The 13,488-nt window shown below is 57.4% G+C and carries 12 protein-coding genes and 1 pseudogene; 11 read left to right on the top strand and 2 right to left on the bottom strand.

Translation table 11 applies throughout. The features are described 5' to 3' along the window. Window positions 1-247: 247 nt before the first annotated feature. From F0320_RS11435 to F0320_RS11385, 11 genes and pseudogenes are all read left to right on the top strand, one after another. Complete coding sequence (locus tag F0320_RS11435) at window positions 248-787, top strand: AAA family ATPase (RefSeq protein WP_126328624.1); 540 nt, start codon at window positions 248-250, stop codon at window positions 785-787. A gap of 110 nt (window positions 788-897) precedes the next feature. Beyond that, window positions 898-1,899, top strand: coding sequence for an LLM class flavin-dependent oxidoreductase (locus F0320_RS11430; protein ID WP_126328623.1), 1,002 nt, complete (start codon window positions 898-900; stop codon window positions 1,897-1,899). Beyond that, window positions 1,896-3,017, top strand: a complete 1,122-nt coding sequence (locus F0320_RS11425; RefSeq protein ID WP_047651047.1) for an amidohydrolase — start codon at window positions 1,896-1,898, stop codon at window positions 3,015-3,017. The genes F0320_RS11430 and F0320_RS11425 overlap by 4 nt, the downstream gene beginning before the upstream one ends. 16 nt (window positions 3,018-3,033) lie before the next feature. Beyond that, window positions 3,034-5,297, top strand: a pseudogene (locus tag F0320_RS11420) (NtaA/DmoA family FMN-dependent monooxygenase). Window positions 5,298-5,306: 9 nt separating this feature from the next. Then, on the top strand, window positions 5,307-5,816 hold the full coding sequence (locus F0320_RS11415) for a GNAT family N-acetyltransferase (RefSeq protein ID WP_032656866.1): 510 nt from the start codon (window positions 5,307-5,309) through the stop codon (window positions 5,814-5,816). A 9-nt stretch (window positions 5,817-5,825) separates the two neighbouring features. Beyond that, a complete protein-coding gene (locus F0320_RS11410) occupies window positions 5,826-6,752 on the top strand; it encodes an amino acid ABC transporter permease (protein ID WP_039262857.1) in 927 nt (308 codons plus the stop codon). Continuing rightward, window positions 6,736-7,509 carry an amino acid ABC transporter ATP-binding protein gene (locus F0320_RS11405; protein WP_047060962.1) on the top strand — a complete coding sequence of 258 codons (774 nt, stop codon included), beginning with the start codon at window positions 6,736-6,738 and terminating at the stop codon, window positions 7,507-7,509. The genes F0320_RS11410 and F0320_RS11405 overlap by 17 nt, the downstream gene beginning before the upstream one ends. 9 nt (window positions 7,510-7,518) lie before the next feature. Then, the gene (locus F0320_RS11400; protein WP_185807233.1) at window positions 7,519-8,406 is read left to right on the top strand and encodes an ABC transporter substrate-binding protein; all 888 of its coding nucleotides are present in this window, start codon (window positions 7,519-7,521) and stop codon (window positions 8,404-8,406) included. A gap of 40 nt (window positions 8,407-8,446) precedes the next feature. Beyond that, window positions 8,447-9,064 carry a glutathione S-transferase family protein gene (locus F0320_RS11395; protein ID WP_126328621.1) on the top strand — a complete coding sequence of 206 codons (618 nt, stop codon included), beginning with the start codon at window positions 8,447-8,449 and terminating at the stop codon, window positions 9,062-9,064. Between the two features lie 37 nt (window positions 9,065-9,101). Beyond that, complete coding sequence (gene pptA / locus F0320_RS11390; RefSeq protein ID WP_047651043.1) at window positions 9,102-9,332, top strand: tautomerase PptA; 231 nt, start codon at window positions 9,102-9,104, stop codon at window positions 9,330-9,332. Window positions 9,333-9,524: 192 nt separating this feature from the next. Beyond that, window positions 9,525-10,526, top strand: coding sequence for a Kdo(2)-lipid IV(A) acyltransferase (locus F0320_RS11385; RefSeq protein ID WP_126328620.1), 1,002 nt, complete (start codon window positions 9,525-9,527; stop codon window positions 10,524-10,526). A 45-nt stretch (window positions 10,527-10,571) separates the two neighbouring features. Here F0320_RS11385 and F0320_RS11380 read toward each other — a convergent pair whose 3' ends face one another. Both F0320_RS11380 and F0320_RS11375 read right to left on the bottom strand, forming a co-directional pair. Beyond that, a complete protein-coding gene (locus tag F0320_RS11380) occupies window positions 10,572-12,257 on the bottom strand; it encodes an NAD-dependent malic enzyme (RefSeq protein WP_126328619.1) in 1,686 nt (561 codons plus the stop codon). A 32-nt stretch (window positions 12,258-12,289) separates the two neighbouring features. Then, window positions 12,290-13,237 carry an AEC family transporter gene (locus F0320_RS11375; protein WP_126328618.1) on the bottom strand — a complete coding sequence of 316 codons (948 nt, stop codon included), beginning with the start codon at window positions 13,235-13,237 and terminating at the stop codon, window positions 12,290-12,292. Window positions 13,238-13,488 lie beyond the last annotated feature (251 nt).

Below are 13,488 nucleotides of genomic sequence, written 5' to 3'. Positions count from 1 at the left end.
TCTCTGAAATTATGGCTGCCTGAAATACCCATTCTCCATTATTTTTAATCTGTTAATGTTCTCGAATGTAATAAAAATGAAAATATTTTCAGGGGCGTTTTTTTGAATCGCTGCAAATAAACGACATAACCAAAACTGAAAGAGAGAGATCGTCTCTCAGGAAAAAATGCCATGCTGAAATAGCGTTTCGTTAACAGAATGAAAACGCTATGATTTGGTCAATTTTCGTTAACACAGTGAGGCTGAGGTGAAAATTAACGTCATCGGAACCAGCGGGAGCGGAAAAAGCACGCTGGCGAAGCAGATTGCGACCGAACTGGCTATTCCCTATATCGAGATGGACAGACTCTACTGGCGACCTGACTGGCAGGGGACGCCGGACGATGAGTTTCAGTCAAAGCTGGAGCAGGCGCTACAGGCTTCGCCAGACTGGGTGCTCGACGGTAACTATAACCGCACGCGGCCGGTGAAATGGCGCAATGTCGACGTTGTGGTGTGGGTCGATTATGGCTTTGCCCGCACCCTCTGGCAGGCCGTCACCAGGGCAATCAAACGGGCCTGGCATAAGCGCGAGCTCTGGCCCGGCACCGGGAACAAAGAGAGTTTCCGGCGCGCGTTCTTCAGCAGAGAGTCCATCCTTATCTGGACGATGAAAACCTGGCGTAACAACCGCACGCGTTATGAAGCCGATCTGCAAAACCCGCAGTATGGGCATATTCGCTTCGTCCGTATTACCCGGCGCGGGCAGGTGAAAACGCTGATTGCCGACTTAAAGTCTTATTCTTAGCATGGTTTTATATATCTGATTTCCGGCAAACTAAATGTAAATTAATTGTTTCTCAGCGGTGAAATGCGCCTTTAATAATGTCGACATGTTAAGTCAAACGAGAACGCAACATGTCATGGCGAATCAGCATTCTGGATAAAAGCCCCATCGCTGAAAACGAAACGGCTGCTGATGCGCTGGCGCGTACCCTGGCGCTGGCGCAGCAGGCAGAAAATCTGGGCTATCACCGCTTCTGGATTGCCGAACACCACAACACTCCCCACCTTGCTAGCCCCTCGCCGGAGCTGCTTATTGCCTGGATCCTCGGGCAAACCACGCGCATCCGCGTCGGATCCGGCGGCGTGATGCTCCAGCACTACAGCCCTTATAAAGTCGCCGAGAATTTCAACGTGCTGGCCGCGCTGGCGCCCGGCCGCGTGGATCTCGGCGTCGGAAAAGCCCCTGGCGGGCTGCCGCTCTCAACCCGCGCGCTTCAGCAGGGTCTGAATCAACAGGAAAAGGGCAGCTTCGCCGAACAGCTGGCCCAGCTCGACCGCTGGATCCGTCCTGAGTATCAGTCTAATGAAGAGGCCGTTCGCGCCACGCCGCTGCCGCCGTTGCCTGCTGAGGGTTTCCTGCTGGGCGCGAGCATCGATAGCGCGCTGCTGGCCGCCGGGCTCGGCTGGCACTTTGTGTTTGCCGCGCATCTGAACGGTGACCCGGAACTGCTGCGCGAGGTGGTCTCGACCTGGCGTAAGAACAGCGCGCAGGACGTAATTGTGGCGGTACAGGCGATTGTCGCGCCGACGCAGGCCGAGGCGGAAGCCCTGGCGCAAAAGGTCGAAGTGTGGGGCGTTGAGCTGGCAAACGGCCAGCGTGTCACCGTGGCCAGCGAAGAGCAGGCCTACGCCTTTGCGCGTCAGGCGGGCAGCGAGCCGGTGCGCATTGCCCGTCGGGCGCAGTCGCTGCTGGCGGGTACCGCTGTGTCGGTGCTCGAACAGCTTAACGCCCTGCATGAAAAGTGGGGCATTGATGAATTTATCATCGACACGCCGGTAGCGGAGGGGGCAACGCGCGTCGCGTCGCTGCGCCTGCTTGCCGAGGCGCGTCTTAACAGGGAGGTCACCGTATGAGCTTTGGCGAACAGCTGATTGCCTGGCGTCGCGAATTGCACCAGAACCCGGAGCTCTCCGGCCAGGAAGTGGAGACCACAACGCGCCTGCGCCAGTGGCTGACGAATGCCGGGATTACTCCGCAGCCTTACGACCTGTCGACTGGACTGGTGGCGGAAATCGGCTCGGGCAACAGGCTGATTGCGCTGCGGGCAGATATCGATGCTCTGCCGATTGAAGAGCGCAGCGGCGTGCCGTTTAGTTCGCAGCGTGCAGGGGTGATGCATGCCTGCGGTCACGATATCCACACCAGCGTGATCCTCGGCGCCGCGTTAAAGCTGAAAGAGCGGGAAGCGTCGCTTAACGGCCGGGTGCGGATCCTGTTTCAGCCTGCCGAAGAGAACTTTGGCGGTGCGAAGAGCATGGTGCGGGCCGGTGCCCTGCGTGACGTCAGCGCCATCTTCGGCATGCATAACGAGCCCGGCCTGCCGGTCGGTGAGTTCGCTACCCGCGGCGGGCCGTTTTATGCCAACGTCGATCGCTTCGTGATCCGCATTACCGGTAAGGGCGCGCACGCCGCACGTCCGCACGAAGGCAACGACGCCATCGTGCTGGCGAGCCAGCTGGTAACGGCGCTGCAAAGCGTCGCCAGCCGCAACGTCAATACGCTGGATTCGGTGGTGCTGAGCGTGACGCGCATCGCAGGCGGTAACACCTGGAACGTGCTGCCGGAAAGCGTCGAGCTGGAAGGCACGCTGCGCACCCACCGCACGGAAGTGCAGCAGAACGTTAAAGCCCGTGTGGGCGAAATCGCCGCCGGGTTTGCCAGCGCCTTCAGCGCGCAGATTGATATCACCTGGTATGCCGGACCCACCGCGCTGGTGAACGACGAGCGCTGGGCCGATTTCGCCACCTCGGTCGCCAGAGAAGCAGGCTACGAAACCCGGCACGCCGAGCTGCATATGGGCGGGGAAGATTTCGCGGTCTATCTGCAGCAGATCCCGGGGGCGTTTGTCAGCATCGGCAGCAACAGCCCGTACGGTTTACATCATCCGGCATTCAATCCGGATGAAGCATTAATTGAGCCCGCTGCCCGCTATTTTGCACAGCTTGCGGAAAAAGCCCTGCAACACGTTTAATTCTTAAGAGGTGAATATGTCTGCACATCGTCAACTGCGGCTCGGGACCATTTTGCATGGTGCATCCGGCAATATGTCCGCCTGGCGTCACCCTGAGGCCGTCGCCGATGCCAGCATCAATTTTGATTTCGTCAAAGCGACGGCGTTAAAGGCGGAGGAGGGCAAACTCGATTTTTTATTCGTTGCCGACGGTCTCTATATCAACGAGAAATCTATCCCGCATTTTTTAAATCGCTTTGAACCGCTGACGGTGTTATCCGCTCTCGCCAGCATCACCTCGCGCCTGGGGCTGGTGGGAACCTTATCCACCTCCTACAGCGAGCCCTTTACCACGGCGCGGCAGTTCGCCAGCCTCGACCACCTGAGCAACGGACGCGCGGGTTGGAACGTGGTGACGTCCCCGCTGGAAGGGTCAGCAAAGAACTTCTCTCGCGAAAAACACCCCGAGCACGCGCTGCGCTACCGGATTGCGGAAGAGTATCTCGACGTGGTGAAAGGGCTGTGGGATTCCTGGGAAGGCGACGCGTTTATCCGCAACAAAGAGAGCGGTCAGTTTTTTGACCCGGCCAAATTGCACACCCTGGACCACCACGGTGATTTCTTCCAGGTCGCCGGGCCGCTGAATATTGGGCGCACGCCACAGGGGCGGCCGATTGTCTTTCAGGCGGGCGCGTCGGACGACGGGAAAAAGCTGGCGGCGAAACATGCCGACGCCATTTTTACCCATCACGAGACCATCGACGAAGCGAAAGCCTTTTACCGCGACGTGAAGCAGCAGCTGGAAAGTAACGGACGCCGCGCGTCTGATTTACATATCTTCCAGGGCGTCAGCGTGATTGTGGGTAAAGACGCCGATGACGTGGAGAACCAGTATCAGACCACGGCGGCGCTGGTGTCGATTAACGATGCCCTCAACTACCTCGGACGCTATTTCGAGCATCACGATTTCAGCCAGTACCCGCTCGACGAGCCGTTCCCGGATATCGGCGACTTAGGCAAAAACAGCTTCCGCAGCACCACCGATGAAATCAAGCGTAACGCCCGCGAGCGCAGCTTAACCCTGCGTCAGGTGGCGCTTGAAGCCGCTTCGCCGCGCCCGCGCTTTTCCGGTACGCCGGAAGAGGTGGCCGACGGCCTGCAGGCCTGGTTTGAAGGCTATGCCGCAGACGGCTTCATTATTCAGGGCGGCACGCCGGACACCTTCCCGCGCTTTGTTGACCAGGTGGTGCCTGTTCTGCAGGCCCGCGGCCTGTTCCGTACCGACTACCCTGGCACCACGCTGCGCGAAAGCCTGGGTTTAGACGAACCTAAAAACCAGTTCACACAACAATAAAAGAGAACTCCGCTATGCAGAAGACAACGCTTATTCTGGCGCTCGCGCTGGCCTTTACCCCTGCCGTCTGGGCAGAGAATGTGAATATTAACGGCACCGGCGTGAGCATCGAGGCCAATAAAACGCCGGTTAATACCGCCAAAAACAACGATGCGGTGGCACAGCTGCCAAAAGACTATCGCTTTGCCGTGCCGGGAAAATTTACCGTGGCGGTGGCGGGCCTCAATCAACCGCCGCTGACGGTGTTTTCCGATGACAACAAAACGCTGCTGGGAAGCGAGGTTGACGTCGCCCGTCTGGTCGCAGACAGCCTGGGGCTGGAGCTGAACGTGGTGCCAACCTCATGGGAAGACTGGCCGCTGGGCGTGGCTTCCGGGAAATATGATGCCGCCATCAGCAACATCACCGTCACCAAAGAGCGTAAAGAGAAGTTTGACTTTGCCACCTACCGCAAAGATTCCCTCGGGTTCTACGTGAAGTCCACCAGCCCGATCAAGTCGCTGCAGAAGGCGGAAGACATCGCCGGGCTGCGGATTATCGTCGGCTCCGGCACCAACCAGGAGGCCATTCTGCTGGCCTGGAATGCCGAAAACCTCAAGAAGGGGCTGAAGCCCTTTACCCCGATCTACACCAAAGACGATGCGGCGCAAACGCTGGCGCTGCAGTCCGGGCGCGCGGATGCCTACTTTGGTCCGAACGTGATTGGCGCCTGGAAAGCGGCGCTGAACGGGAAAACCAAACTGGTGGGTAGCGTCGACGGCGGCTGGCCGAAGGCGGCGCACATCGCGGTCACGCTGAAGAAAGGCAGCGGGCTGGTTGAGCCGGTGCAAACCGCGCTGAACGGGGTCATCAAAAACGGCGACTACGACAAAGTGCTGAACCGCTGGGGGGAAGGGGTTGAGCGTATTCCTCAGTCAGAAGTGAACCCGGCTGGCCTGGGCGATTAAGGAGGCGTGATGAGCGAACGATTTCGTGATGTTTCACCGGAAGACGCCGAGCTTCAGCCCATTATCGAGGGGCTGTTCGGTGAATATGCCGCCCGCTACGGGGACTACTTCTCCAAAGACGCGGAGGTCGAGCTCACCGAGTGGTATTTAGCGCCGCAGGGGCTGTTTATCGTCCTGGAGCGCGACGGGAAGATTATCGCCACCGGCGCGTACAAACCTTTCGACGAACGCACCGCGGAAATCAAACGCATCTGGACGGACAAAACCCTGCGTCAGCAGGGGCTTGCCGGGCGCGTGGTGCAGGAGCTTGAGCGCAGGGCGGTGCTGGCAGGGTACAGCCAAATCTACCTGACAACCGGCTTTCGCCAGCCGGAAGCGGTGCGGCTCTATCTCAGCCAGGGCTATCAGGCGCAGTTCGATCTGAACCGCGATCCGGAAGAGTACAGCCAGCCTCCGTTTGACGGTCGGCTGCGCTTCACCAAAACGCTGGTACGCGAAGCGTTCAGTAAAACCGCATGAGGAACGACGATGAGCAACGTTGAAACCATTAAGGTGGTCCCGGCGCGTTATCCGCTGCGGGCCGTCGGCGCCGCGGTGGCGCTGTTTGTCCTGGCGGTCGTGATTCAGTCCGTGGCCTTTAACCCGCGCTGGGAGTGGGCGGTGTTTGCCCGCTGGTTCTTTGACCCGGTGATCCTCGAAGGTGTCGGGCAGACCCTGCTCCTGACGCTGATCGGCACCGCGCTGAGCGTGGTGCTTGGCGGTATGCTGGCGCTGGCGAGACTCTCTTCCTCCTGGCTGCTGAGCAGCCTGGCGTGGGCCTATATCTGGCTGTTTCGGTCGCTGCCGCTGATCGTGGTGCTGATCATTCTCTACAACTTTTCCTATCTCTACGACACGCTTTCGCTCGGCGTGCCGTTCACCGGCATCACCTGGGGCAGTTTTGAAACCATCAACGTGCTGGGGCAGTTTTCTACCGCCGTGGTGGGGCTCACCCTGGTGCAGAGCGCCTATACCGCCGAGATCGTTCGCGGCGGATTCCTCGGGGTCGATCACGGCCAGTATGAGGCCGCCGCCGCGCTCGGTCTGCCGGCCTGGCGACGCACGGTGCGCATCATTTTGCCACAGGCGCTGCGCACCATCCTGCCGTCGGGGTTCAATGAAATCATCAGCCTCGCCAAGGGCACGGCGATGGTGTACGTCCTGGCGATGCCGGAACTGTTCTATACCATCCAGATGATCTACAACCGCACGCAGGAGGTGATCCCGCTGCTGATGGTCGGTGCCGCGTGGTATCTGGCGATCACCACCGTCCTGTCCGCTATCCAGTATGGCGTCGAGCGCGCGCTTGCCCGCAGCGAACGCCGCTCTGCCGTTAACCAGAACCGAGCCGTCCGTCGCACCCGTTCTGTCACCACCACGCCAGCACAGGAGCCCGTCCATGCAAGCCTCTCCTGAAGGACACATTTCGATTACCGGCGTCAGCAAGTATTTTGGTCGGCATAAGGCGCTCGACAACGTTTCGCTTGAGATCCCGCCCGGTTCCGTGACGGTGATCCTCGGGCCGTCCGGCTCCGGCAAATCGACGCTGCTGCGCACCATTAACCACCTGGAGCGCGTCGATGAAGGTTTTATCCAGATCGACGGGGACTACATTGGCTACCGTCGTCAGGGAGACAGGCTCTACGAGCTGAAAGAGAAGGAGATCCTCAAACAGCGCGTCAACGTGGGCTATGTGTTCCAGAACTTCAATCTCTTTCCGCATCTCACGGTGCTGGAAAACCTGATTGAGGCGCCCATCGCGCATAAAAAGCTCAGCAAAAAAGAGGCGGTGGAAAGGGCGTACAGCCTGCTGGACGTGGTCGGGCTGCGGGATAAAGCCGATGCCTGGTCGCGCCATCTCTCCGGCGGACAGCAGCAGCGCATTGCGATTGCCCGCGCGCTGGCGCTGCGTCCCCGCGTGATGCTGTTTGATGAGCCCACCTCGGCGCTGGATCCGGAGCTGGTGGGGGAAGTGCTGGACGTGATCAAAAAGCTGGCGCGGTCCGGCACCACGCTGGTGGTGGTGACCCACGAGATCGGCTTTGCCCGGGAAGTGGCGGATCAGGTGGTGTTTATGGTCGACGGGAAAATTGTCGAGCAGGGAAGCAGTGACGAGGTATTAAACCGTCCGTCACATGCGCGAACGCGCCAGTTTCTCTCCAAAGTCTTGTAAGGAGTGCCAATGAAATATGGACTTCTGGCGGGGCTGGTCTTCACTACGGTGAGCCACGCCAGCATTGATTTGAAAGCCAACGAGCAGCCGCTGCCGGTGACGGTGGATCGGCTGGCCGTGGCGAAGATCCCCGCAAACTACAAATTCGTTGAGCCGGGTACGCTGACGGTCGCCGTTTCGGCGCTGAATTCTCCGCCGCTGGCGCTGCTGGCCAGCGATAACCGCACGCGCATCGGTAGCGACCCGGATATCGCCCGCCTGCTGGCGGGCAGCCTGGGGCTAAAGCTGAAGCTGGTGCCGACGGCGTGGGAAGACTGGCCGCTGGGGATCGCCTCCGGGCGCTACGACGTGGCGCTGGTGAACATTGCGGTGACCGAACAGCGTAAAGAGAAATTTGATTTTGCGACCTACCGCGTCGATTCGCTGGCGTTTTCGGTGAAATCCACCAGCGACATTCAGTCAATCAAAAGCGCGGAAGATCTGGCCGGGAAAAAGGTGATTGTCGGCTCTGGTACAAATCAGGAACGCATCCTGCTGGGCTGGAACGAAGAGAACAAAAAGGCGGGAAGGGCGCCTGCGCTGCCGGTCTATCTCCACGACGATGCCTCGGGCAATCTCTATATTCAGTCCGGCAGGGCGGACGTGTTCTTTGGCCCGCAGTCGGTATCGGCCTATAAGGCTGCGCTCACGGGCAAAACCCGCGTTGTCGGTTTAGGGCCGAAAAAAGCCTATGTTGCGACCACCACCAAAAAAGGCAATGAGCTGGTGTACGCGCTGCAGGCCGCGCTGGACGGCGCGATTAAGCGCGGAGATTACCAGAAGGTGCTGGCGCGCTGGGGTGAGCAGGGCGAAGCGGTGGCGCAGTCGGAGGTCAACCCGCCTGGGATAACCTACTAATGGTGCTCTACACTTAGGTTTTCATCCCTGAGGGGGCAACATGATTAAACTCTATGGCGTACCCGGCTGGGGCTCGGCGATCGGTGAAGTGATGCTAACCCTCGCCGATATCCCTTATCAATTTATCAACGTGGACGGGTTTGACCAGCCCGGCCCGCAGCGCGAACTGCTGCAAAAGCTTAACCCGCTGTGTCAGGTGCCCACGCTGGAGCTGGAAAATGGCGCCATCATGACCGAAACGGCGGCGATTGCCCTGATGGTGCTCGACAGATGTCCCGATCTCGCGCCGCCCGTGGGGCAGGCCGAACGCCAGCAGTTTCAGCGTCTGCTGATCTGGTTTGTGGCCAACGTCTATCCCACGTTTATGTATGCGGACTATCCCGAACGCTGGGCGCCGGATGCGCCTGAACAGCTGCAGAAAAACTGCATCGAATACCGGAAATCCCTCTATTTGTGGTTCGAAACTCAGCTCAAGGCCGCCCCGTTTGCGTTGGGGGAACGGCTGACGCTGCTGGATGTGTATATCGCGGTGGCGCGAACCTGGGGGCCACGCCATGACTGGTTTGCAACCAATACGCCGAGGTTTACGGCTATTGCGGACACCGTATGCCAGCTGCCGGAACTGCACAAGGTGTTAAAGGCCAACGGTATTATCTGATAACGTGGAGCCCTGACTCACAACTGGAAGCCTGTATATGCCACACGTAGATATCAAATGTTTTCCCCGCGATTTGAACGACGAACAAAAAGCTGCCCTGGCCGAGGATATTGCTGAGGTCATTATTCGCCATTTCAACAGCAAAGACAGCTCGGTGTCCGTTGCGTTGAATCAGGTGAACCAGGAGGACTGGAAAGCGCAGGTCTGGGATATCGAAATAGGACCGAAGCTGGACGAATTAATCAAAAAGCCAGGCTATTCAATGTAAGCGCAATTGCCGGGGGGAACGCTCCTCCCCGGTTTTCCCCGCCTCGTCTTCCCGCTTTTTCGCAAAAATCGATAAAAATGCGTTTTATCTTATCCGTTACACTTTACGTTTCTGACTGACATTTCATACATCCTTAGGAATGATCTCAAACAGAATCAATTAAGGACAGACACGCTAAAGGATAATTTTCTCATGACAAAATTACCCCGTTTTTCACTCGCCTTTCTTCACCCTCGTTACTGGCTAAGCTGGGCCGGCATTGCCGCGCTGTGGCTCATCATGCTGCTCCCTTATCCGCTGCTGTTCCGAATCGGCCACGGCCTTGGACGGCTGGCGATGCGCCTGCTTCCGCGCCGCGTTGAGATTGCCCGCCGCAACCTGGAACTCTGTTTTCCGGAGATGAAAAAGGCGGAGCGAGAGTCGCTGCTGCAGCGTAATTTTGAATCGGTAGGAATGGGGGTAATCGAAACCGGGATGGCATGGTTCTGGCCTGCGTGGCGGGTGAAGAAATGCTTTACCGTGCAGGGGTATGAGCACATGGAAAAGGCGCGGGCAAAGGGCAATGGCGTGGTGCTCGTTGGCATGCATTTTCTCACCCTTGAGCTGGGCGCGCGGATCTTTGGCATGCTCAACCCTGGGATTGGGGTGTATCGTCCGAATAATAACGCGCTGCTGGACTGGCTTCAGACGCGCGGACGCCTGCGCTCCAATAAAACCATGCTCGATCGTCATGATTTAAAGGGCATGATCCGCTCGCTGAAGCAGAATGAAATTTTGTGGTACGCCCCGGACCACGACTATGGCAAAACCAACAGCGTGTTTGTGCCGTTCTTTGCGGTTCCGGATGCCGCCACAACAGCGGGAAGCTATATGCTGGTCAAAAGCGCTAAGCCTGCCGTTATTCCCTTTGTGCCGCGCCGCAGGGCGGACGGTACCGGCTACGAACTGATTATTCTGGAGGATATCAGCGAGGCGCTGCAGGGGGGAGATAAAGAATCTGTAGCGACGCAGATGAACAGGGCGATTGAGCAGGCGGTACGGATGGCGCCAGAACAGTATATGTGGCTGCACCGTCGCTTCAAAACGCGTCCTGAAGGTCAGCCTGACCGCTATGCCCGCCGCAAGAGCGTGGCACCACGGGCTGATATCCTTTCCGCAGCCGATCTTTCCGATCGGTCTGGCGTCCAGCACTGAGGAAGCAATCCTGCCCTCACCGCGCAGTGAGGGCAGGCGCGAAGCTTACAGCGCAGACCTGCGGTACGGCGCATAGTCCGCCTGCCACCAGGTCTTCTCAATACGCGCCATCAGCGTCTCATCATCAATCGCCGGAGCCACGTCCTGTTCAATCGCGGCCCGGGCGACGGCGACGGCAATCTGGCGTGAGACCGTTTCAATCTGATCTACCGGCGGCAGCAATCCGCCTTTTTCCGTGGTGACCAGAGGAGACTGCGCTGCCAGGCTGCGGCTTGCTGCCATCAGCATCTCTTCCGTCACCCGGCGCGCGTTGCAGGCCAGCACGCCCAGCCCCAGGCCCGGGAAGATATAGGCGTTGTTACACTGGGCGATCTCGTAGTGTTCATTCTCCCAGAATACCGGGGCGAACGGGCTGCCGGTGGCCACCAGTGCGGCACCCTGGGTCCAGGCAATGAGATCCTGCGGCTGGGCTTCCGCCCGCGAGGTCGGGTTCGAGAGCGGCATGATGATCGGGCGCGGACAGTGGCGATGCATCTCTTTGACAATCTCTTCGCTGAACAGCCCCGGCTGGCCCGAAACGCCGATCATCACGGTAGGATGCGCGTTCTTCACCACGTCCAGCAGGGAAATGTTCTTCGCGTCAACCTGCCAGCTGCAAACGGCGTCGCGCGCGGTAAGCAGGTGTTTCTGGAAATCGAGCAGGTTGGTCATGTCGTCGGTCAGCAGGCCGAAGCGATCGACCATAAAGATCCGGCTGCGCGCTTCCGGCTCGGTCAGGCCGTCATCCACCATCAGCGCCACTATTTTTTCAGCTATCCCGCATCCGGCAGAGCCGCTGCCCAGGAAGACCACGCGCTGGTCGCGAATGCGCGTGCCTGCCGCATGGGCCGCCGCCATCAGCGTACCGGCGGTGACGGCGGCCGTGCCCTGGATATCATCATTGAAGCAGCACAGCTGGTCGCGGTAGCGCTGGAGCAGCCTGGTGGCATTTTTCTGCGCGAAGTCCTCAAATTGCAGGAGCACATTGGGCCAGCGCGCTTTAACGGTGCTGACAAACATATCCATAAACTCAGCGTACTGGTCGTCGCTGATGCGCGGGTGGCGCCAGCCCATGTACATCGGGTCGTCGAGGTGTTGCTGATTATTGGTGCCAACATCCAGCATAATCGGCAGGGTAGAGGCCGGATGGATCCCGCCGCAGGCGGTATACAGCGACAGCTTGCCAATTGGGATACCCATTCCGCCGATACCCTGATCGCCAAGCCCTAAAATACGTTCCCCGTCCGTCACCACAATCACGCGAACGTCGTTGCGCGAAAAGCTTTGCAGCATCTCATCAATACGATGGCGATTCGGCCATGAAATAAACAGGCCCCGCGCGCGTCGATAAATCGTGGAGAAATGCTCGCAGGCTTCACCGACCGTCGGGGTATAGATAATCGGTAACGTCTCTTTGAGATGCGAACGCAAGAGGTTATAAAAAAGAGTTTCATTGGTGTCCTGAATATTTCGCAGGTAAACGTGACGCGAAATATCGCTTTTAAAATGGCAGAACTGCACCCAGGCACGCTCGGTTTGTTCTTCAATGGTTTCAACGTTGTGCGGCAATAACCCATGCAGATTAAAATTGTCACGCTCCTCTTTAATAAATGCGAGCCCTTTATTTAGCAGCGGATTTTCCAGCAATACGGCCCCGTTATAGGGGGTGTACAGAACTTCTTTCCGGGACATGGTTAACTCCTGAATTTTTTAAATAAAACAGATTAAGAGATGAAATAGATCATAATGCCTTCGGTCACGACCCCGACGGCAGTGCCAATTAATATGGAAGAGGATGCGGTATCAATATAGGTATCGCTGCGCAACGCAAACATCCCCGCGGCAATAGCGGAAGGCGTTGCGCCAATAATGACGACCTGCTGCAGTAAGGTGTGGCTCAGGCCAAAGGCGATCCCCGCGGCGGCCATCATTGCCGGCTGAATAAGGTTTTTAATACTGATATTGGTAAACGTCTGCACGTTCAGTTTTGGACGTTCACCGTAAAACAGCAGGCCGAGGGCAAACAGGGACAGTCCGCCTGAAACCTTGCCAATCATCTCAATAGGCATGCTGAGAATGGAAGGGATTTGCACGCCGGCCAGGCTGAGCAATACGCCGGAGACCGGGATCCAGACGATAGGATTGCGTGCCGCTTTGATAAGGTTTTGCACGATCATCGCGCCCGGGTGCAGCGCCTCCAGGCCGTCATGACCGTTTTTATCACCCATACGAATCAGGACGATAGTCAGAGGGATCATGATAACGCTGGTAATAATATTGCCAATCAGCACGCCGATAAATCCTTCCGGCCCAATCAATACCGCCAGGACCGGTGCACCAAAGTAGGCCATATCGGGAAAGGCGCAAACCAGAGACTGAATGGCGCTGGTTTTGATATCGTGGCGAAAAACGTAGCGTGAAATAAATAGCGTCAGTAAATACGACCCCATTAAACCGACAACCAGTACGGCCATAAAGGTCAGGTTCTTAATTTTATTGGGGTCGGTATGCAATGCGCCGATAAAAAGATGGAAAGGAAGGGCGAAACGAATCACCACGGTTGCCATAACGTTTGCATCTTCACGTCGGGAATATCCCAGCTTTCCACTTAGCCATCCAAGTAACATTATAAAGACGAGCGGAAACAGTGACTGTAATAGTAATGAAGGCATAGTATTTCCTGTAGGGTATTTTATGTGTTTTATTGCAGCGCTAATCTAGCGCTTAGAAAGCAGGGCAGGAGTGACAAGGGTCACACTCTCTCTGGTTTTATTAATTTCAAAAAGATTGCATTAGTTGGATAACTAATACTTTCGTCAAATATTGATAAGACGCAAGAAAGCGACAATGGTTGCCATAAATAACTTTAGTTACTTAATGCTGAATTAAGTTATTTAAAAGCAAAGGGCCAGATTGTTCACAT

The sequence above is a fragment of the Enterobacter dykesii genome (genome assembly GCF_008364625.2).
GTDB lineage: Bacteria > Pseudomonadota > Gammaproteobacteria > Enterobacterales > Enterobacteriaceae > Enterobacter > Enterobacter dykesii.
The sequence above is the reverse complement of the archived record's forward strand: the minus strand, read 5'-3'. Positions and strand labels throughout refer to the sequence as shown.

Excerpts from the sequence above, each read along its gene's own strand:
- pptA (WP_047651043.1), top strand. The coding sequence starts at position 9,102 with ATGCCACACGTAGATATCAAATGTTTTCCCCGCGATTTGAACGACGAA.
- F0320_RS11385 (WP_126328620.1), top strand. The coding sequence starts at position 9,525 with ATGACAAAATTACCCCGTTTTTCACTCGCCTTTCTTCACCCTCGTTAC.
- F0320_RS11395 (WP_126328621.1), top strand. The coding sequence starts at position 8,447 with ATGATTAAACTCTATGGCGTACCCGGCTGGGGCTCGGCGATCGGTGAA.
- F0320_RS11405 (WP_047060962.1), top strand. The coding sequence starts at position 6,736 with ATGCAAGCCTCTCCTGAAGGACACATTTCGATTACCGGCGTCAGCAAG.
- F0320_RS11400 (WP_185807233.1), top strand. The coding sequence starts at position 7,519 with ATGAAATATGGACTTCTGGCGGGGCTGGTCTTCACTACGGTGAGCCAC.
- F0320_RS11415 (WP_032656866.1), top strand. The coding sequence starts at position 5,307 with ATGAGCGAACGATTTCGTGATGTTTCACCGGAAGACGCCGAGCTTCAG.
- F0320_RS11410 (WP_039262857.1), top strand. The coding sequence starts at position 5,826 with ATGAGCAACGTTGAAACCATTAAGGTGGTCCCGGCGCGTTATCCGCTG.
- F0320_RS11375 (WP_126328618.1), bottom strand. The coding sequence starts at position 13,237 with ATGCCTTCATTACTATTACAGTCACTGTTTCCGCTCGTCTTTATAATG.
- F0320_RS11430 (WP_126328623.1), top strand. The coding sequence starts at position 898 with ATGTCATGGCGAATCAGCATTCTGGATAAAAGCCCCATCGCTGAAAAC.
- F0320_RS11425 (WP_047651047.1), top strand. The coding sequence starts at position 1,896 with ATGAGCTTTGGCGAACAGCTGATTGCCTGGCGTCGCGAATTGCACCAG.
- F0320_RS11380 (WP_126328619.1), bottom strand. The coding sequence starts at position 12,257 with ATGTCCCGGAAAGAAGTTCTGTACACCCCCTATAACGGGGCCGTATTG.